The following is a 19144-nucleotide window of genomic DNA, read 5'->3' as shown; positions in this document are numbered from 1 at the left end:
GAAGCTTGCCCATCATGACGATCCCTCCGGCGCGAAGAAGCAGATGATCGCCCGTGTGGCGGGCTCCTCGCAGAGATGGAATTTGGAATCGGGAGACGCTTTGGCATAATCCCGGCCGATGAGCCGCCCGTCCCAGAGCCGCCAGCCCTCGGGCGTCTCGGTCACGGTCTCGCCCCTGTCCTCCTGCAGCTCGCGGCAATCCTGCTCGCTGCAGCACCAGACAGGGTACCAGCTATGCGCCAGGGCCGGCGCGCTGAAAAGCCAGCCCGCAACCATCAGGATCGTTCGCTGCCGGTCGACGGCCATCCCGGATAAGCCTTTCCCGGGGCTTTCCCCCGATCGACAAGCTTATCCTTGATCTTGGTGCGGGCTGCCGGGCGCGTCCAGCCCTGGAGCATTTACTCCTTGGATTGAATGTAAGGCTCGACCTTGCCCTTGAGCTTGATGGTCATGGGATTGCCGAACCGATCCTTGGCATTGCCCGCCGTCACGCGGACCCATCCTTCGCTGACGCAGTACTCGTCCACGTTGGTCTTCTCGGCCCCGTTGAAGCGGATCCCCACCCCTTTGGCGAGCAACTCCTCATTGTAGTAAGGGCTATCCGGGTTCGAGGACAAGCGGTCGGGAAGCGTGTCGGTCATACGAAGGTTTCTCCAGGCTAGGTCTTGCGGGGCGGCAACCTACTCTCTCGGGACGCGAAAGCCAATTCCGTCCACTTGACGTGACAAGCCCATTAGGATGTCCTACTTTCGTTGAATGACTCTAAGGTAACAATAATCCGCCAGGAAGCGGAGCAGTTCTAGGGAGATGGCGTTGTCCGCAGCGACAGATGGGATTCACACGGACTTTTCCGAAGGCATGAGCTATGGAGACTATCTCCGGCTCGACACTCTCCTCTCCGCCCAATCTCCCCTGACGGCCGAGCACGACGAACTCCTCTTCATCACCATCCATCAGGTGATGGAGCTCTGGCTGAAGCTCCTGAACCGGGAACTCGACACGGCGCTGGCCCATATCCGGGCCGATCAGCTCCAGCCGGCGTTCAAATGCACCGCGCGGATCAACCGGATTCAGGAGCAGCTGATCCAGGCCTGGACCGTGCTCTCCACCATGACGCCCTCCGATTACCTGAGCTTCCGGCCGGCGCTCGGCAAATCCTCCGGTTTCCAGTCCTGGCAGTACCGTCTCGTGGAGTTCAAGCTCGGCGCCAAGGATGCCGTCAAGATGGCGCCCCATCGCCACCGGAGCGATCTCGCGGGGCAGCTCGACGCCGCCTACCGGGCGCCGAGCCTCTACGACGAGGCCCTCCGCCTGCTGGCGCGGCGCGGCTATGCGATCCCGGCCGAGGTGCTCGAGCGCGACGTGACGCAGCCCTACACGGCGCCCCCTGGCGTAGAAGCCGTCTGGGAGGAGATCTACCGCCATTCGGGCGAGCATTTCGATCTCTATGAACTCGCCGAGGAGCTGGTCGACCTGGAGGACGCCTTCCAGCAATGGCGGTTCCGGCACATGAAGACCGTGGAGCGCATCATCGGCATGCGCAGCGGCACCGGCGGCAGCACCGGCGTGACCTATCTGCGCAAGGCGCTGGAGCGATACTTCTTTCCCGAACTCTGGTCCGTTCGCGGCAAGCTTTGACGGAGGAGATGCGCCATGCTTGACCTTCGCTCGCATTTCTCCCGCTTCCTCAACACCGAACCGGACCGCCTGCATTTCGCCGCCCACAGCCACCATCCCTGGCCGGACGTGACGCGCGACGCGCAGCTCCAGGCCTGGGACGATGCGGCGCGCCTCATCGACGACAAGTGGGAGCATGTCCTCGGCCCCGTTCTCGACGAGTATCGCGGCCATGTGGCCGGCCATCTCAATCTTCCGGATCCTTCGACCATCGCGGTTGCGCCCAACACCCATGAATTCCTGAAGCGCATCCTGTCCTGCTTCCCCACGGACCGGCCGATCCGTATCCTGACCTCGGACGGGGAATTTCACTCCTTCACGCGCCAGATCGCGCGGCTGGAGGAGGAACGGGTCGTTGCCGTCACCCGCGTGCCGGCGGAGCCCTTCGCAACCTTCGAGGACCGCTTCTACGCCGCCGCGCAGGAGGGCTACGACCTCGTCTTCGTGAGTCAGGTCTTCTTCAATTCGGGCTTCGCGCTAGACGGGCGCCATCTTGCGGAATGCAATCGCGACGGCGCGATGATCGTGATCGACGGCTATCACGGTTTCATGGCGCGGCCGACCGATCTCGGTAGCATCGCCGACCGCGTGTTCTACATCGCCGGCGGCTATAAGTATGCGATGGCCGGCGAAGGCGCGTGCTTCATGCACTGCCCGCCCGGATGGGGCCCGCGCCCGCGCGACACGGGCTGGTACTCCGCTTTCGGCAATCTTACGAACGCGCAGGGCGGACAGGTCGGCTACAGCCAGGACGGCTGGCGCTTCATGGGCTCGACATTCGACCCTTCGGGTCTTTACCGCTTCAACGCGGTGATGCGCTGGCTCGCCGAGGAAGGCATCACGCCCGGCATTATCCACGCCCATGCCAAGGCCTTGCAGCAGCATTTCCTGCGCGGCATCGGCGGTTCCGCCCTGTTCGAGAAGGCCTCGCTCGTGGTGCCGGCCGACGAGATGCGGCGCGGCAATTTCCTCACCTTCCAGGCCGCAGAAGCCCCATCGATCCATCGCGACCTCGCGGAGCTGCGCGTGGTCACCGACGTGCGCGGACAACGCCTGCGGATCGGCTTCGGCATCTACCAGACGGAAGAGGAAGTGGACGATCTCGTGCGCCGCATCGACGAGGCGGGCGCGCTCGAATCCCTGCCCGTCAATACATCCTCGGCGGCGTGAGGTTCAAAGGAAGGAGGAGCAGCCCAAGGCTGCTCCGCTAGCTTGCACGCACCTGCCAGGCGAGGTAGGCGATCGCCGTGCCGACGCTGATGAGGTTGAGCCCGAGCAGAAACCCCAAAAGCCAGACGGACGTCACCGGCAGATTGGCCCAGAGGACGAGGGACAGCACGATCCCGACCATGCCGCTCCCCAACACCCAGCCCCAATTGGGAAAGGGCCGGATCGTCAGGGCGAAGACGACTTTCGAAATGCCCTCGATCATGAAGAACACGATCAGGAGGAGCGTGATCGTCGTCAGTCCCTGGGCCGGATCGCGGAGGAAAAGGAAGCCGATCAGAACGGCAAGGCAGATGGAGATCAGCTGAAGCCAGAAATGCGGCACGTGCCGCGCGCTGATGAGGCTGAGCGCCTGCACGAAGCCGCTGATCACCAAAAGCCAGCCGAGGAGAACGATGACCGCCGTCGACGAGAAGACGGGATAGAGGATCGCCAGGAAACCGGCGGCGATCAGCAGCACGCCCTCGACGAGATACCACAGCGCGTAACGCTTGACCGCATCCCGCATCGCTTCGCGGAACACCTCCGCGGCGGCGTCCACCGATATTGCCATCGCACCCTCCGGACCATCGCAGAAGATCCTACGCTGCCGGCGCCGCCGCCGCCACCCCCTCGCCCGGGCTTGGCGCATGCGCTTTCGAGAGGGCGTCCTGAAGCTTGGCTTCCTGTTCCGGCGACAGGGACGAGCGGATGATGCGCCCTTTGAAGCCGGACAGCTCGGCCAGCACCTTCTCGGGCTGCGATTTGCGGATCAGCAGGAACAGGGCGGACGTATCGGGCTTGAGGGTCTCGCCCAGGGATCGGATGAATTCGTCGTTGATGCCGTAATCGATCAGGCTTCCCGACAAGGCTCCGGAGCCTGCCCCCACGGCGCCGCCGATGGCGAGACCCGCGAGCGGGTTGAGGAACAGAAGCCCGATGAGGCTGCCCCACATCGCGCCGGACAGGCCGCCGGAGGCTGCGCCGAGGCGCACGAGGTTCATGCTCTGCTTGATGCGCACGGCTCCGTCGGAACCGCGAATGGCCACGACCGCATCTTCCAGGTCGATGAGGTATTCTTTCTGCATCCGGGTCAGTTCGGTCAGGACGCGATCCGCGTCGTTCGGGTTGTCGAATCCAACGACCACGAGTTCGGACATGATACGCCCTCCTGTTTTGCCAGGATTTGAAGAGTAATGGGCAACGCTGACAGGTCCATCGGGTTTAACCCGGAACCGGCGCAGGAATTGTCACGAGACCCGGGTGAAAAATCCGGCCTGCCTGCCATCACCGAAGCGGCTGGGCGTCGGTGCGTTTCGCAGCGCTTCCGGAGACCTTCGCCTCCAATCGCCCAGAAGCCTGCCGGCCGCATTTGAGCGGGCGCAGGTCGGCGGCGGGCGTCGGTGCCGCGGCCCTCATGGTGCGCAGGTTGCCGACGGGGCTGGTCCCCTCCGACAGGCCGTTGTCCAGGAGCTCCCGCATCACCAGCGTCCGCGTCGCCGCGCTGGGTGCCCCGAGGACGACGCCGATAACGCGCCGGTTCCCGCGAAGGGCCGAGACGGCCACGTTGAACCCGGATGCGCAGACATAGCCGGTCTTGGAAGCCTCGAGGCCCGCATATTCCTCGACCAGCTTGTTGGTGTTCTTCAGCATCCGCCCGTTGACCGTCACGGCCGGCGTCCTCAGAAGATCGAGGTAATCGGCGTGGAAGCTCAGGAGAACCAGCATCAGCAGGGCCATGTCACGCGCATTGGTCACCTGCCGGTCGTCGTGCAGGCCTGTCGCGTTGACGAACCGGGTCCCGGTCATGCCGAGGCGCCGCGCCTCCTGGTTCATCGCCGCGACGAAAGCCTCCTCGCTGCCGCCGATGGCCTCCGCGATCGCCATCGACACGTCGTTGGCGCTCTTGACCATGATGACGGTGAGCGCATCCTCCAGCCGGAGGGACGTGCCCGGCGGAACGCCGAGCTTCGTCGGAGCCTGGGCGGCCGCCTTCGGGCTCAGGACGATGGACGTGTCCATGCTGGCCCGTCCCGCCTGGACGGCCGTGAGCGCGAGGTGCGCCGTCATCATCTTGGTGAGCGATGCCGGATGCCAGGAGCGCGTCGCCTCCTGGGCGGCGAGAATGTCGCCGGTCGACGCATCCACCAGCAGCATGGGAGAGGCGCCGGCCGAGACGGGCGTCAGGAGAAGGCCGGCAGCCAGGAGGATCGAGAGCGGCTTCATGGAGGGATCGTTGCCCGAACCGCGGCCTTGCGCAAGCGCCCAGCGGCTAAAAGCACGCGGCTCTACCTCTTTCGGACTGCCGAAAGCCGGTCCGGAGCCATTTCCCCCGTCAGACGGCCGCTTCCGCCAGTAGGACGACGATGCCGAGAGCGACCAGGATGATGCTCGGCCAGTGGTGCCTCGGCTGCAGGGCCCGCTCCCTCGGCTCCAGCGTCGTGCCGCCCGCTGTCGAGTCCGTGCGATGCGGTTCGCTCAGGCGTCCGTTCCAGAGAACCCGCCCCGCTGCAAGCACGATCCCGGCGACGATGAACAGCGCTCCGATCCAGATGAGGACCATGCCCGAACGCATGAGACCCTCCCCATGAGCTGCGACCATCAAAAGCATATCACAGGGCCTGGGGAGAGCCCAGGGATCGGATGACCTTCAGACCGCCTGCCCGGCGCACCAGCCGGACGACCAGGCCCATTGGAAGTTATAGCCGCCGAGCCAGCCCGTGACGTCCACCACCTCGCCGATGAAGTAGAGGCCGGGCATCGCCTTGGCCTCCATGGTGCGGGAATCGAGCTCGCGGGTATCGACCCCGCCGAGCGTCACCTCGGCGGTGCGATATCCTTCCGACCCGGCCGGCTTGAAGCGCCATTGGTTCACGGCCTCATCGACGGCGCGAAGCCTCTTGTCTGAGTAATCGGCGAGATTGGCGGGCCCCTCCTCCGTCTCGGCGATCAGCTGCGCCAAGCGCTTGGGCAGGAAGGCCGACAAAGCGGTCCGCAGCGCCTGCCGCCCGTTCTGCGCGCGGGCGGCGCGCAACTCCTCGAAGAGGTTCACGCCCGGCAGCAGGGAGAGCACGATTTCTTCTCCCTCGCGCCAATAGGACGAGATCTGCAGGATCGCGGGGCCGCTCAGGCCGCGATGGGTAAACAGCATGGCCTCGGCAAACGACGTCTTGCGGCAGCTCGCGACTGCATCGACCGACACGCCTGCCAGAGGCGTGAGGCGCTCGAGCATCGTCGGTTCCAAGGTGAGCGGAACCAGCGCCGGCCGCGTCTCGACGATCTTCAGGCCGAATTGCTGCGCGAGGTCGTAGCCGAACCCGGTCGCGCCCATTTTCGGAATGGACTTTCCACCCGTCGCCACGACGAGGGAGCGGCACTGAACGGAACCGTGGGACAGCTCGATCGCAAAGCCTTGCGGGGTCTTTTCCACGCTCTCGACAGAGGTCGCGAGACGAAGCTCCACATGTGCCTGCCGCATCTCGGTCAGGAGCAGATCGACGATCTGCCTCGACGAGCCGTCGCAGAAGAGCTGGCCCAGTGTCTTCTCGTGATAGGCGATCCCGTAGCGTTCCACGAGGGCGATGAAGTCCCGCTGCGTGTAGCGGCGCAGGGCCGAAATGGCGAAGCTCGGGTTCTGCGAAATGAAATTGGCCGGAGCGGCGTTGAGATTGGTGAAGTTGCAGCGCCCGCCGCCGGAGATGCGGATCTTCTCGCCGGGCTTGGCGGCATGGTCGACGACCAGCACGGAACGGCCGCGCTTGCCGGCCTCCGCCGCGCACATCATCCCGGCGGCACCGGCGCCGATCACCACAACGTCGAATTGATCCAAGTGAGGTCTTCCTGAGAGAAATCCTGGGCGTCTCACGGGAGGCGCATGGCGGGCCTGGATTGGGCCCGTGTCAATCGTTGGTATTAAACCTGTGCGCAAGGTGCAAGTATCGGCCTATGGCATGATATGGCGATTGTCATTCCCGGCCGGAGCGGAGCGGAAGGGAAACCATGGCGGCTCGCTTGATCGTGGATCCCCTTCCCTCGCCTTCGGCTCGCCGGGGATGACAGCGGAGAGCTCTCCAGAATCGCGATCACCGGCACAAGGCCGGTGATGACGTGGGTTAAGGCGCCTTCGGTCCAATCGATCCCAGGCATTATTTTCGCCTGCAACCCTCCGCCAATTGAAGCCGATCCGCCAGGGGTGTACCATCGGGGCCTGTCAAAGCAACTGCGCATCCCGACGCGACGGTGTGTCAGTTCAGCCGCCTCCCGGCATGCGAGCGTCCTCGTCTCACAGGAGGTTGTCATGACGATCGCGCCCACTCTTCAGCGCTACATGTCCGATCAGAACATCAGCTACGACCTGATCCAACACGAACCGGCGATGACTTCGCTGGGCACGGCTCATGCGGGGCATGTGCCGGGCGACCGGATGGCCAAGGGCATCATGCTCAGCGACGGACGCAATTACATGCTCGCCGTTCTGCCGGCCTCGCATCACCTGCGCCTGTCTGATCTCAAGTCGGAGCTGGGCCAGGAGCTGCGCCTGGCGTCCGAAGATGAGATCGTCCAGATCTTCCGCGACTGCGACCGCGGCGCCATCCCGCCCGTCGGCACCTGCTACGGCCTCGACGTGATCGTCGAAAACAGCATGGAGCGCCAGCCCGACATCTATTTCGAAGGCGGAGACCACGCCACGCTGGTTCATGTGAAAGGCGACGATTTCGCGCGTCTCAATCCGCGCGCTCAGCACGGCACGTTCAGCGAGCGGATGTAGCCTCGCGAACGTGTGAAGCCCCAGAGCCGGCCTGCTCAAGGCGGGTCGGCTCGGCAGTCACATGGAAGCATGATAAGGCTCGGTTCATTCAGGCTTCCGCTGGAGCCCTGAGCCTGCCGACCTGCCATCTTGCGTGATCCCTCGCCTCATGCCCCATCTTGCCGAATACGGCGCCCTGTTCGCCGCGGCCTTCCTCTCGGCCACATTGTTCCCGTTCCAATCGGAAGCTGTGCTCTTCGCCATGCTGGTGGCCGACCATTACCCATGGTGGCTTCTCGTTCTCGTGGCGAGCGTGGGCAACATCCTCGGCTCCGTGGTGAACTGGTACTTGGGTCGGTTCTTCGCCCATTTCGAGGATCGGCCCTGGTTCCCCGTCAAGCGCAAGCAGATGGCGCGGGCCGAAGCCTGGTACCACCGCTACGGGCGCTGGACCCTGCTGTTGAGCTGGACGCCGATCATCGGCGATCCGCTCACCATCGTGGCGGGCGTGATGCGCGAGCCGCTGCGGTTCTTCATCCCGCTCGTGGCGCTCGCCAAGACCGGCCGGTATCTGGCGGTTGCGGCGCTGAGCCTGGGGTGGGTCTGACAGTTTTGTTTACGGCCCCTGCAGGCTCGCCCAGATTTCCTCGAGGTGCCGCGGCCCGAGCACCGCGCCGGAGGCGGCCCGGATGACGGCCTCCATGCCGGCAGGCGGCTCGTTGTTCATGGCCCAGTGAACGGCCTCGCGAAGGGTGGCGAATTCCCTCACGTCGCTCGGGTGGCCCTGGCCGGCCGTTCCGATCGGCTCGTATTGCAGATGGGCCGGGGCATCCAGTTCGGCTTTTGTCAGCATGGCGCAGTCCTGCCTCGTCAGGGGGATTTGAGCAGGACAACGTTCTTCATGCCAGAGCCGGTTCCACGACCATGCAACCAGCCCTTTTCTCTTTGCGGCATTCTCTCGACGGCGAACCGGAGCCACTTCGCCGAAGAATGCTCAAGGCGTTGCAGCCCTGTGCTCCTCGCGGGCGGCTTCCCAGACCTCGCGTGCGGCATCGGCGTTCATCGCCGCGATGGCAAGACCGACGATCAGGTCCGGCCAGGCCGAGAGCGTTCCGGCCGTGACCAGTCCCGCCCCGATGATGGCGACATTGGCCGCGGCATCGTTGCGGGCCGACAGAAAGGCCGCCTTTGTCAGGCTGCCCCTGTGATGACGGTAACGCGCGAGAAGGAACGCGCAGGAGAGATTGACGATCAGGGCTCCCGTCCCGGCCAGGGAAAGCAATACCGGATCCGGCGCCACGGGCTGCCAGAACTTATCCCAGGCCGTCCAGAGAGTGGCGATGCCCGGCACCAGGATGATCCCGGCGAGTGCCATCCCGGCCCGTGCCTGCATCCTCGCGCCCCAGCCGAGAGCCGCGAGAATGAGGAGGTTGATCGAAGCATCCTCCAGGAAGTCGACGCTGTCGGCGAACAGGGACACCGAGCCGATGGACAATGCGACCGCGAATTCGATCCCGAAATAGCCGAGGTTCAGAGCCGCCACGATGGCGACGATACGGCGCAGCTTCTGGCTGGAATGCGCATCATTCACGAGAATTCCCCCTTCGCGGCCTTTGCTTACTCCGGACGGCCCGGCAATTCCATTGCGACAAAGCAGGCACGACCACAAGGAATGGCAATTTTTCTTGCAAGTTACGCAATTTCAGTCGAACAAGGCGGCAAAGACCAGCGCATCCGGCACTATGCCGCTTAAAGGGATCGACCCCAAAGGTGAAGGCCACTCTTGGGTCCGATGTTCAGGGGAAACCATGCCAGCCTATCGTTCTCGCACCACCACCCACGGCCGCAACATGGCGGGGGCCCGCGGCCTTTGGCGCGCCACGGGCATGAAGGATTCCGATTTCGGCAAGCCGATCATCGCCGTCGTGAACTCCTTCACCCAGTTCGTGCCCGGCCACGTCCACCTGAAGGACCTCGGCCAGCTCGTGGCGCGGGAGATCGAGAAGGCAGGCGGCGTCGCCAAGGAATTCAACACCATCGCGGTCGACGACGGCATCGCCATGGGCCATGACGGCATGCTCTACTCCCTGCCCTCGCGGGAGCTGATCGCCGATTCCGTGGAATACATGGTCAACGCCCATTGTGCCGACGCCATGGTGTGCATTTCCAACTGCGACAAGATCACCCCCGGCATGCTGATGGCCGCCCTGCGCCTCAACATCCCCGTGGTCTTCGTGTCCGGCGGACCGATGGAGGCGGGCAAGGGCGTGCTCAACGGCGTGACCAAGAAGCCCGACCTCGTCGACGCCATGGTGGCGGCCGCCGACGACAAGATCGCCGACGAGGACATCAAGGTCATCGAGCGCTCCGCCTGCCCGACCTGCGGCTCCTGCTCGGGCATGTTCACGGCCAATTCCATGAACTGCCTCACCGAGGCGCTGGGCCTGTCGCTGCCGGGCAACGGCTCGACGCTCGCCACCCACGCCGACCGCCGCCGCCTCTTCGTGGAAGCCGGCCATCTGATCGTCGATCTCGCCCGCCGCCATTACGAGCAGGACGATGCGAGCGTTCTGCCGCGCGCCGTCGCGTCCTTCGCGGCCTTCGAGAATGCCATGACGCTGGACATCGCCATGGGCGGGTCGAGCAACACGGTGCTGCACCTCCTGGCCGCCGCCCACGAGGCGGAGGTCGACTTCACCATGGCGGATATCGACCGCCTGTCGCGCCGCGTGCCGGTTCTGTGCAAGGTCGCACCCGCCGTGGCGAACGTGCACATGGAGGACGTGCACCGCGCCGGCGGCATCATGGGCATCCTGGGCGAGCTCGACCGGGCGGGCCTCATCGACACGTCCGTGCCGACGGTCCATTCCGAGACCATGAAGAGCGCCCTCGACCGTTGGGACGTGCGCCGCACCAACAGCCACGCCGTGCACGAGTTCTTCAGCGCCGCTCCCGGCGGAGTGCCGACGCAGGTCGCGTTCAGCCAGGAGAGCCGCTACGACAGCGTCGACACGGACCGCGCAGCCGGCACGATCCGCGACGCCGAGCACGCCTTCTCGAAGGACGGCGGCTTGGCCGTGCTGTCCGGCAATCTCGCCCTCGACGGCTGCATCGTGAAGACGGCGGGCGTCGACGAGAGCATCCTGGTGTTCTCGGGCCCTGCGATCGTGTTCGAGAGCCAGGACGACGCGGTGAGCGGCATCCTCAACGGCAAGGTGAAGGCCGGAGACGTGGTGGTCATCCGCTACGAGGGCCCGCGCGGCGGACCGGGCATGCAGGAGATGCTCTATCCCACCAGCTACCTGAAGTCGAAGGGCCTGGGCAAAGCCTGCGCGCTCATCACCGACGGGCGCTTCTCCGGCGGCACCTCGGGCCTGTCCATCGGCCACGTCTCGCCGGAAGCGGCGGAAGGCGGCACGATCGGCCTCGTGCGCGACGGCGACCGGGTCGAGATCGACATCCCCAACCGCCGCATCAACCTCGCCGTGGACGAGGCGGAGCTGGAGCGCCGCCGCGCCGAGCAGCAGGCCAAGGGCTGGCAGCCGGCCGCGCCGCGCAAGCGCAAGGTTTCGGCCGCCCTCAAGGCCTATGCCATGCTGGCCACCAGCGCCGCCAAGGGCGCCGTCCGGCAGATCTGACCCTTCCGGCTGGAAACGAACAAAGACGGCTCCGGCGGGACATCTCGTCTCCCCGGAGCCGGCAAGCCTTGACGAAACATTGTCTCCTGGGGTCCTTTCGGGTAAAGCCCAAATCAGCCTAGGATTCCTGATGACCCGTTTCGCCTTGACCGCCAGTCTCCTTCTCCTTGCCGGGCCCGGCTTCGCCCAAGACGCCCCGGAAGGCCGGGCTCTCCAGCTGACCGTGCGGCCCTCCGGCTTCGACGCGGAGGCCAACGAGGCGACGGAGCGGCAGCAGAAGCTGCTCAAGCGGCTCGAGCAGAGCGACCATATGATGCGTTCGATCTGCATCAATTGCGGCGACAGCTGGAAGCATCAGATCTACGCCCCTTTCAACCCCCTCGCCGCCTTGGGCGGCCGCCCCCCGCAGCCTTCGGAAGAAGCCGGTAACTAAGCCGACAAACAGGCCGCCGGCTGCGTATTCCCCGTATTGAGAAGGTTTTCTGCCCCCCCTATATTTGGAGAGGTGAGGACGACCTCGCACCTTCATGACACCGGTGGGGACGGCCCTGCCAATGACGGAGGTCCTGTCATGGCATGGACTTTGCTCGGTCTGGCCGGTCTGTTCGAGATCGGCTGGGCGATCGGCCTGAAATACACCGACGGCTTCACCCGTCCCATCCCTTCGGCTCTGACTGCCCTGAGCATGATCGTCAGCGTCGTCCTGCTCGGCCTGGCGCTGAAGACCCTGCCTGTGGGAACGGGTTATGCGGTCTGGACCGGGATCGGAACCGTCGGCACGGCCCTGTTGGGCATTTATCTCTTCGGCGAGCCCGCGACCGTGATGCGCCTTATCTGCATCGGGTTGATCGTGTCCGGCATCCTCGGCCTCAAGTTAGCCTCAGGCTAGCCCCGGCAGTTATCGTTGGGGGATCATGACTGCAATCGCTCAGATGAGACCGAGGTCCGCGGCACGAGGGCTGAGAGCCTTCGTCGTCGTGGTATGCCTCGTGATCCTCGGACTGGGGGGGTGGCGCGACTGGAACGACCGCGAGCAGGAGATCGCCCGGATCAACGCCGAAAACCTGAACCTCGCCAAATCCCTCGTCCAGCACGCTGAGGATACTTTCGAGGTGGCGGACGCCCTTCTGGTGGACGTGGTGGACCGCATCGAGTCGGGCGGCATGCTGCCCAATGCAGTCAAGAGGCTGGACACCTTCCTCGTGGACCGGGTCCAGTCCCTTCCTCGCATCAAGTCCCTCACGGTCTACGAGGAGGACGGGTTTCTCCTGTCCAGCTCCCTGCCCGGCCATCGCGGAAAGGTGAACGCCGAGAAGCAGGTCTTCTTCCAGCATCACAGGGATTCGACCAACAAGGACTGGTTCTTCGGGCCCTTGATCCGCGATCCGCTCGGCGGCGATTGGGTGCTCACCCTGTCACGCCGCATCGACCGGGCGGACGGCAGCTTCGGCGGCGTCGTCCAGGCCAGCATCCCGCCCCGATACTTCGCCAATTTCTTCAGCCGCTTCGATGTCGGCCGGCAGGGCAGCATCACCCTCATCTACAAGGACGGGACGCTCATCTCGCGCTATCCCTATATCGAGCGCGCCATCGGGTCCGACATCTCGAACGAACCGCAGTTCCTGGAGAGAAGAGGCTCCGGCGCCTACGAGTATGTCTCCCCGGTCGACGGGGTGACGCGCATGGGCGGCTATTATCGCAACCCCATGTTCCCCATCGGGGTCCTTGCGTCGGTCGGGCAGGACGAGGCGCTGGCGAGCTGGAACCGGGAATTCGTGTTCCGAACGGCGGTCATGAGCTTTCTCGTCGTCATCATCGCCACCCTCGGCTGGATGCTGTCCGCGGAGCTGCGCAGGCGGGAGGAAGCGGAGGTCGAACTCTCCGTGCTCGCCGTCACGGACGGCCTGACGGGCCTCGCCAACCGGCGCATGTTCGACCGGCAGCTCGAGGCGGCGTGGCTCCGGTCCGCGCGGGAGAAGTCTCCCGTATCCCTTCTCCTCGTCGATGTGGATCAGTTCAAGGCCTACAACGACATCTACGGCCATCAGGCCGGCGACGAGTGCCTGCGCACCATCGCCGGTGCGATCGCGGGCGCGGCCCGCAGGCCGGGCGATCTGGTGGCGCGGTACGGCGGCGAGGAACTCGTGGTTCTCCTGCCGGATCTCGACGAGGCCGGCGCGGTGGCCATGGCCGAGGAGATCCGCGCCAAGGTCGAGACGCTTCGGGTACGGCACGAGGCGAACATCCCGACACAGACCCTCACCGTCAGCGTCGGCAGCGCGACCCGCATCCCGAGCCTGGACCGATCCCGGCACGGTCCGGAGGAACTGATCACCCTCGCCGATGCCGCTCTCTATCGAGCCAAGCAGGATGGCCGCAACCGCGTCGCGACCGCGAAAGCCGCCTGAGCGGGCGGAGACCTCGCCGCGTTAGATCACGAAGAACTCGGAAACTTTCAGCAGGGGCTTATTGGAGAACTTGGCGATCTCCGTCCGGCCGCCCGCGACGCTTCCGTTGGCGTCATAATAGAGCACGCCCGTGCCCTTGTTGTAGATGATGTAGTCGTCCTTGTCCTGCTGTTGGCTACTCAGCTTGAAGTGCTTGGCCTTGAGCATCTTCGGAAGGGAAGCGCTGCCCAACCCTAGTTTCGTGAACACGGCATTGTCGAGGTAGATGGCGTCCTGCTTCACGTTGTAGTCCTTGACGATGTCGTGGTTCGCCTTCTTGTGAGGCTTGACGTCGAAGACGAAGATATCGCTGCCGGCACCACCATAGAGCGCGTCGTTGCCGGCGCCGCCGTTGAGCTTGTCGTTGCCAAGGCCACCGACGAAGACGTCATTGCCGCTGCCGCCGACCAGGATGTCGTGGCCGGGCGTGCCCGTCACGGTCTCACCGATCCAGTCGTTCACCTGGATCGTGAATTCCTTGACCGATTTCAGAATGCCGTCGCTGACCTGCACCTTGACGACGTGCGACCGCGTCTGCTCGAAGTCGAGCAGCGTTCCATTGGCCACCACGATAGACTTGCCGTCCTGCCCGATGGCGAAACGGCCGCCTGCATCGTCGAGCAGGGTGTAAACAAGAGCCTTGCCCTCTGGATCGACAGCCGACAGATCGCCGACCTTCGTGCCTGTTGCAGCGGCTTCGCGCGCGGAAGCACCGGTGAGGCTCAGATGGGCCGGAACCTCATCGACATCGCTCACCTGGACGGTGAATTCCTTCGTCGTCGCCAGACCGCCGTCGCTGACCTGCACCTTGATGACATGGGACTGGGCCTGCTCGTAGTCGAGCAATGTGCCATTGGCCACGACAATGGACTTCCCATCCGCACCGATGGCGAAGCGGCCACCTGCATTGTCGAGAAGCGTATAGGTCAGAACGGTCCCTGCCGCGTCCGTGGCGGACAGATCGCCGACCTTCATGCCTGTGGCAGACGCCTCACGAATTGAAGCTCCGGTGAGGGTGAGACCAGTCGGGGCTTCGTTAGGATTGTCTGGATTTTCGCCGGGGGTGAGAGTGACTGTGAGCTGAGTCTTCAACTCTCGATTCCCGACATCCCGCAGAGACATTCGAACGATATGGGTTCCAGCCTCTCCACCCGATGGGCTGCTGAATGTCAGCGCGTGAATAAGCGATTGAACGCGTTCGGTCGTAGCCTGATCGTTGAATGTGAAACTCGCTCCGTGGGAGCCTATTCCAGAAACATGTCCGATCTTGACTCCGGAAACGAATACAGCATGTCCGGGACCCTCTTCGGAGAGCGTCACATCACTTGATTGATCCACTCCAATGGCAGCGCTGTCGCTGGATTGATCCGCACCGATGAGCAGGGATTTCAGAAGTCCACTATCCACACTAAGTGTGGCGTCTTGTCCCGTGTCCAGGAAAACGGTGGCGCCAACTGCCGCCGTAATGGCCGTTTCACCAAATCGCAACAGCGATGGAGCGTTATGAACCGACTCGACCAGCTGTCCATTCAGGTCGTGCGCAACGATTCTATCGATTCCCTGCCGATGCAGGAAAAGAAGATCGGCCGCACTCACCATGCCCGTATCAATGACCAGCTTATCGTTGGAGGTATCATAGCCGTGGACGAGCCGCGCGGTCTCCAAATTGCCGACCGTGATCGTGGCACCATTGGTCATGAGATGAATGTCGAAGCTGGAGATCACTTTTCCGGTCAGGTCGATAGCCGAGCCCTGGATGAAGAGATTGTCATCTCCTCCTTGACCATTGATCGCCACAACATCAGCGAGCTGATCAGCCCTTATGGTCACATAGTCGACGTCTGCCGTTCCCTTGATCGTCTCGACGCCCTCAAGACCGACCATTCGGTAGAGATCGAAAAAGCCGCCGCCGGTCAGTATCAGCTCATCGTTGCCGCCGCCGCCGTTCAGGCTGTCGCCCGCGCCGATCAAGTCTCGATTGGCCGAGAAGGTATCATTCCCTCCCGTCAAGGTGTCATCCAGATCGGTCCCCATGACATTATCGCCGATGGAGACACTTTCTACGGCCAATTGGCCCTCGGCATCCGTAAGATACACATCGATGCCTCGTGACGTGGTGAAGCCGTCGTAACCTGACAAATCCTTGTAGGTGAGGGACTGGATGAGCGTCCTAACAAGGGCTTCCGTTGCAGCCCCGGTAAACTCGAACCCGATGCCAGCCCCGTTGACATAAGAGATCGTTCCAATCTCGGTACCGGCGACCACAACCGGCTTGCCGACGCCGAGGCCTTGAGGAAGCTCAACCTGACCGGACCCGGTCCGAACACCGAACAAGGCTTCAGGCCCCCAGGCGATAATGTCCAGGTATTGGAAGGGATGTTCCCCCGCAACCACGATCACATTCTGATCCCGGTCGATAAGAACTTCCGTATTGGGCTCCCTCAGAATGTAGTCGAGATTCTGTATTTCCGGGGTCGGCATCACTTCCTCCAAGCCATCTGTCGTTCGGACCGGCACCAACGGGCCTGCCCTGCAACCAAGGACATGCTCTTGGAGGTTAGATTTAATTTAAACGATATATAATTTCAATAACCGAATCGGTCTTTCCGTTACGCTCTCCCCCCTGCAAAGGGGGCCGGAGAGACCCCGCTTTGCAAGGGAAACGCAGTTTAGAACACGTATTCCCTAAAGGCAGGTATGACCGATCCATTCCAAGCGCCGCGATACAGCTCCAGCATCCGCTCAGCCTGCGTGCGGCCCGAGGCGACAATCTCATCCGCGTAGGCGAGATGCCGTGTCTCGTCACAGCCCGCCTCGTCGAGAGATCCGCGCCGCTTGAGACCTTCGCGCGAGAGCGCCAAAGCATCGCGCGCGACATCCTGCACGGACCGTCCTGCGATGCTTGCCTTCAAGGCGAGTTTCGGCACATCGGCGCGCAGTTGCTCGCGGTCCTGGGCGGTCCAGTTCTTCACCAGTTCCCAGGCTCCGTCGAGGGCCGCCTCGTCGTAGAGCAGGCCGGTCCAGAAGGCCGAGAGGGCGACGATGTGCTCGACGTTGCCCACATCCGCGCCACGCATTTCGAGATAGCGCTTCAGGCGCACCTCCGGGAACACGGTGGAAACGTGGTTCGCCCAGTCGGATTGCGTGGCGCGCTCGCCCGGCAATTGCGCGAGCTTGCCGGCGAACAGATCGCGGAACGAGGAACCCGCCACGTCGTGATAGGTCGCGTCGCGCTTGACGAAATACAGGGGCACGTCGAGCACCCAGTCCACATAGCGCTCGTAGCCGAAGCCGTCCTCGAAGGCGAAGGCCATCATGCCCGTGCGGTCGCGGTCCGTATCGCGCCAGATCTGCGAGCGCATGGAGAGATAGCCGTTGGGTTTGCCTTCGGTGAAGGGCGAGTTGGCGAAGATCGCGGTCGCGATGGGCTGGAGCGCGAGAGAAACGCGCAGCTTCTTCACCATGTCGGCTTCGGACGCATAGTCCATGTTCACCTGCACGGTCGACGTGCGGTACATCATGTCGAGGCCGAGCGAGCCGACCTTCGGCATGTAGTTCGTCATGATGCGGTAGCGCGCCTTCGGCATCACCGGGGTCTGGGCACGGGTCCAGAGCGGGCTCATGCCAAGCGTCAGGAAGCCGAGGCCAAGTCCCTCCCCGACCGCCTTCACGTCGGCGATATGCTGCGCCGTCTCGCGAGCGGTTTCGTGCAGCGTCTTGAGAGGTGCCCCGGACAGTTCGAACTGTCCGCCGGGCTCGAGCGAAATCGCCCCGCCGCCCACGTCATCGGCAAGGCCGATGGGCTGGCCGTGCTCCAGGATCGGCGCCCAGCCGGTGCGCTCTGCCAAGCCGTCCAGGAGCGCGCGAATACCCTTTCCGCCCTCATAGGGAACGGGAGTGGCATCGGCCGTGTAGAACGGAATCTTCTCGTGTTCGGTGCCGAGCCGCCAAGCATCCCGCGGCTTCTCGCCGGAGGCGATCCAATCCACGAGCTCCGACCGCGCACCAATGGGGGTCGTATCGGATACGTCCCGCGCCATGCATCACCTCATCAAAAAGCGCGTTCAAGGCGCGCCGACTCAGGGTCGGAACTCAATAAGGGGCTTAAGGCCAGGGCGCAATGAGGGACGAAAGCACAAAACGACGAGGGCGCTGCCGCCCTCGCCGGTCCTTGCTAACGCTAGTGCCGGATCGTCATCTCCCCCATCGTCTCCGCGCTGAGCCAGTCGACCACGCCGGCGAGCGCGTCGCGGTTCGACAGGCCGCGACCGACCGCTTCCGTATAGAGCGTCAGCTGCTGGTCGGCGCTGGTGCCGCGGGCCACGATCCAGCGGGCGAGATCGAGCTCCCGCTGGCAGCCGAGCGCCTTGGCGTCCTCGGCCACGAGATCGAGCGTCTCCTCGAGGAGTTCCCGCACGGGCTTGGCGGTGCGCGTCTTCTCGTCCACGAAACTGCCGTGGATGCCGTAGCGCTGAGCCCGCCAGCCGTTCTCGTCGTTGATGGCGCGCGAGGCGCCGGTCTGCCCGGCATTGAGCGTGGTGTCCAGGCTCAGGTGGCGCACGAGGCAGCGGTAGAGGGCGGCGATCGCGATGGTATCGTCGAGGCGCGTGCAGCTATCGGCCACGCGCAGCTCAAGGGTCGGGTGCTTCAGGGACGGCCTGATCACCCACCAGACATAGGTGGAATTCTCGATGGCGCGGGCGGCCACGAGGGTGTCGATGTAGCGCTGGTAGTCCTGCGCGTTCTCGAACAGGTCCGGGAGACCCGTGCGCGGCAGCTCGCGATAGGCCGCGAGTCGGTAGCCGAGAAGGCCCGTGCGCTGCGCCTGCCAGAACGGCGAGGATGTCGAGAGTGCAAGCAGCAGCGGCAGATAGGGCTGGATCCGGTTCATGATGTCGACGCGCATGCCCAGGTCAGGCACCTCGACATGGACGTGCATGCCGCACAGGACGTTCCGGCTGCCGAGCATCTGCAGGTCGTGCATGACCTTGCCGTAGCGCGGCTGCGCCGTGGGGCGGACCCGCGACCAGACGGCGAGCGGATGGGTACCGGAGGCCATGATGGACAGGTCGAACTCGCGCGCGACGGCCCCGACGGAGGACCGGAGCCCGGCGAGCTGCGCGCGGGCCTCGGAAAATTCCAGCACGGGCTTGGTGGCGATCTCGATCTGCGGCTCGAGCATTTCAGGGTGGATGTCACCCGAAACCTTGTCCCGGCAGGCGGCAAAGAACTCCCTCATCTTCCCCTTGGCGATATCCCGTTTCGGCGCATCGTTGACGAAGTACTCTTCCTCGATGCCGAACTTGAAATCCCAGCTCATTTCCTTGCTACCTCTATTCTTATTAGGGAATGACCTTCGCACGTACGGATCGGCCTGCGTCGACCCGGCCCAAACTCCGGCGCAATGGGGCCAGATTGGGGCGAATCGA

20 protein-coding genes are annotated in these 19144 nt (G+C 64.0%); 8 read left to right on the top strand and 12 right to left on the bottom strand.

Annotated features, from left to right (window positions below; translation table 11 throughout):
* Nucleotides 1-12 precede the first annotated feature (12 nt).
* Both H0S73_RS08800 and H0S73_RS08795 read right to left on the bottom strand, forming a co-directional pair.
* Nucleotides 13-306 (bottom strand): hypothetical protein, encoded by a 294-nt coding sequence (locus H0S73_RS08800; RefSeq protein WP_181051799.1) that lies wholly within the window; start codon nucleotides 304-306, stop codon nucleotides 13-15.
* A gap of 92 nt (nucleotides 307-398) precedes the next feature.
* Complete coding sequence (locus H0S73_RS08795; protein WP_181051798.1) at nucleotides 399-641, bottom strand: DUF3297 family protein; 243 nt, start codon at nucleotides 639-641, stop codon at nucleotides 399-401.
* A gap of 166 nt (nucleotides 642-807) precedes the next feature.
* Here H0S73_RS08795 and kynA point away from each other — a divergent pair, with 166 nt between their 5' ends.
* Complete coding sequence (gene kynA / locus H0S73_RS08790; protein WP_181051797.1) at nucleotides 808-1638, top strand: tryptophan 2,3-dioxygenase; 831 nt, start codon at nucleotides 808-810, stop codon at nucleotides 1636-1638.
* Nucleotides 1639-1653: 15 nt separating this feature from the next.
* On the top strand, nucleotides 1654-2847 hold the full coding sequence (locus tag H0S73_RS08785; protein WP_181051796.1) for an aminotransferase class V-fold PLP-dependent enzyme: 1194 nt from the start codon (nucleotides 1654-1656) through the stop codon (nucleotides 2845-2847).
* Nucleotides 2848-2884: 37 nt separating this feature from the next.
* Here H0S73_RS08785 and H0S73_RS08780 read toward each other — a convergent pair whose 3' ends face one another.
* The 5 genes from H0S73_RS08780 to H0S73_RS08760 all read right to left on the bottom strand — a co-directional run bounded on the left by H0S73_RS08780 (nucleotide 2885) and on the right by H0S73_RS08760 (nucleotide 6712).
* Nucleotides 2885-3457 (bottom strand): HdeD family acid-resistance protein, encoded by a 573-nt coding sequence (locus H0S73_RS08780; protein WP_181051795.1) that lies wholly within the window; start codon nucleotides 3455-3457, stop codon nucleotides 2885-2887.
* Nucleotides 3458-3485: 28 nt separating this feature from the next.
* A complete protein-coding gene (locus H0S73_RS08775; RefSeq protein WP_181051794.1) occupies nucleotides 3486-4043 on the bottom strand; it encodes a DUF1269 domain-containing protein in 558 nt (185 codons plus the stop codon).
* A 127-nt stretch (nucleotides 4044-4170) separates the two neighbouring features.
* The gene (locus H0S73_RS08770) at nucleotides 4171-5109 is read right to left on the bottom strand and encodes a D-alanyl-D-alanine carboxypeptidase family protein (protein ID WP_181051793.1); all 939 of its coding nucleotides are present in this window, start codon (nucleotides 5107-5109) and stop codon (nucleotides 4171-4173) included.
* Nucleotides 5110-5218: 109 nt separating this feature from the next.
* Nucleotides 5219-5458, bottom strand: a complete 240-nt coding sequence (locus H0S73_RS08765) for a hypothetical protein (RefSeq protein ID WP_181051792.1) — start codon at nucleotides 5456-5458, stop codon at nucleotides 5219-5221.
* A 75-nt stretch (nucleotides 5459-5533) separates the two neighbouring features.
* Nucleotides 5534-6712: a BaiN/RdsA family NAD(P)/FAD-dependent oxidoreductase gene (locus H0S73_RS08760; RefSeq protein WP_181051791.1), complete on the bottom strand. Its 1179-nt coding sequence runs from the start codon at nucleotides 6710-6712 to the stop codon at nucleotides 5534-5536.
* Nucleotides 6713-7180: 468 nt separating this feature from the next.
* Here H0S73_RS08760 and H0S73_RS08755 point away from each other — a divergent pair, with 468 nt between their 5' ends.
* Both H0S73_RS08755 and H0S73_RS08750 read left to right on the top strand, forming a co-directional pair.
* The gene (locus tag H0S73_RS08755; protein WP_181051790.1) at nucleotides 7181-7651 is read left to right on the top strand and encodes an aminoacyl-tRNA deacylase; all 471 of its coding nucleotides are present in this window, start codon (nucleotides 7181-7183) and stop codon (nucleotides 7649-7651) included.
* A gap of 148 nt (nucleotides 7652-7799) precedes the next feature.
* A complete protein-coding gene (locus H0S73_RS08750; protein WP_181051789.1) occupies nucleotides 7800-8237 on the top strand; it encodes a YqaA family protein in 438 nt (145 codons plus the stop codon).
* Between the two features lie 9 nt (nucleotides 8238-8246).
* On the opposite strand, the gene H0S73_RS08745 is transcribed toward H0S73_RS08750, so the two are convergent.
* Both H0S73_RS08745 and H0S73_RS08740 read right to left on the bottom strand, forming a co-directional pair.
* Nucleotides 8247-8483 carry a hypothetical protein gene (locus tag H0S73_RS08745; protein ID WP_181051788.1) on the bottom strand — a complete coding sequence of 79 codons (237 nt, stop codon included), beginning with the start codon at nucleotides 8481-8483 and terminating at the stop codon, nucleotides 8247-8249.
* A 141-nt stretch (nucleotides 8484-8624) separates the two neighbouring features.
* Nucleotides 8625-9221 carry a cation efflux transmembrane domain-containing protein gene (locus H0S73_RS08740; protein WP_181051787.1) on the bottom strand — a complete coding sequence of 199 codons (597 nt, stop codon included), beginning with the start codon at nucleotides 9219-9221 and terminating at the stop codon, nucleotides 8625-8627.
* Nucleotides 9222-9438: 217 nt separating this feature from the next.
* On the opposite strand from H0S73_RS08740, the gene ilvD reads away from it, so the two are divergent.
* The 4 genes from ilvD to H0S73_RS08720 all read left to right on the top strand — a co-directional run bounded on the left by ilvD (nucleotide 9439) and on the right by H0S73_RS08720 (nucleotide 13676).
* Nucleotides 9439-11268, top strand: coding sequence for a dihydroxy-acid dehydratase (gene ilvD / locus H0S73_RS08735; protein WP_181051786.1), 1830 nt, complete (start codon nucleotides 9439-9441; stop codon nucleotides 11266-11268).
* 130 nt (nucleotides 11269-11398) lie between these two features.
* Complete coding sequence (locus H0S73_RS08730) at nucleotides 11399-11701, top strand: hypothetical protein (protein WP_181051785.1); 303 nt, start codon at nucleotides 11399-11401, stop codon at nucleotides 11699-11701.
* 138 nt (nucleotides 11702-11839) lie between these two features.
* The gene (sugE, locus tag H0S73_RS08725) at nucleotides 11840-12157 is read left to right on the top strand and encodes a quaternary ammonium compound efflux SMR transporter SugE (protein ID WP_181051784.1); all 318 of its coding nucleotides are present in this window, start codon (nucleotides 11840-11842) and stop codon (nucleotides 12155-12157) included.
* A 43-nt stretch (nucleotides 12158-12200) separates the two neighbouring features.
* Nucleotides 12201-13676: a sensor domain-containing diguanylate cyclase gene (locus H0S73_RS08720; RefSeq protein ID WP_181051783.1), complete on the top strand. Its 1476-nt coding sequence runs from the start codon at nucleotides 12201-12203 to the stop codon at nucleotides 13674-13676.
* A 21-nt stretch (nucleotides 13677-13697) separates the two neighbouring features.
* Here H0S73_RS08720 and H0S73_RS26080 read toward each other — a convergent pair whose 3' ends face one another.
* The 3 genes from H0S73_RS26080 to H0S73_RS08705 form a co-directional block, all read right to left on the bottom strand.
* Nucleotides 13698-16196 carry a hypothetical protein gene (locus H0S73_RS26080; protein WP_181051782.1) on the bottom strand — a complete coding sequence of 833 codons (2499 nt, stop codon included), beginning with the start codon at nucleotides 16194-16196 and terminating at the stop codon, nucleotides 13698-13700.
* A gap of 188 nt (nucleotides 16197-16384) precedes the next feature.
* Nucleotides 16385-17755, bottom strand: coding sequence for a glutamate--cysteine ligase (locus H0S73_RS08710; protein WP_181051781.1), 1371 nt, complete (start codon nucleotides 17753-17755; stop codon nucleotides 16385-16387).
* 140 nt (nucleotides 17756-17895) lie between these two features.
* Nucleotides 17896-19035 carry a carboxylate-amine ligase gene (locus H0S73_RS08705; RefSeq protein WP_181051780.1) on the bottom strand — a complete coding sequence of 380 codons (1140 nt, stop codon included), beginning with the start codon at nucleotides 19033-19035 and terminating at the stop codon, nucleotides 17896-17898.
* Nucleotides 19036-19144 lie beyond the last annotated feature (109 nt).

The sequence above is a fragment of the Microvirga mediterraneensis genome (genome assembly GCF_013520865.1).
Taxonomy (GTDB): domain Bacteria; phylum Pseudomonadota; class Alphaproteobacteria; order Rhizobiales; family Beijerinckiaceae; genus Microvirga; species Microvirga mediterraneensis.
Note: the sequence above shows the minus strand (reverse complement) of the source record. Positions and strands in the feature narration are given on the sequence as shown.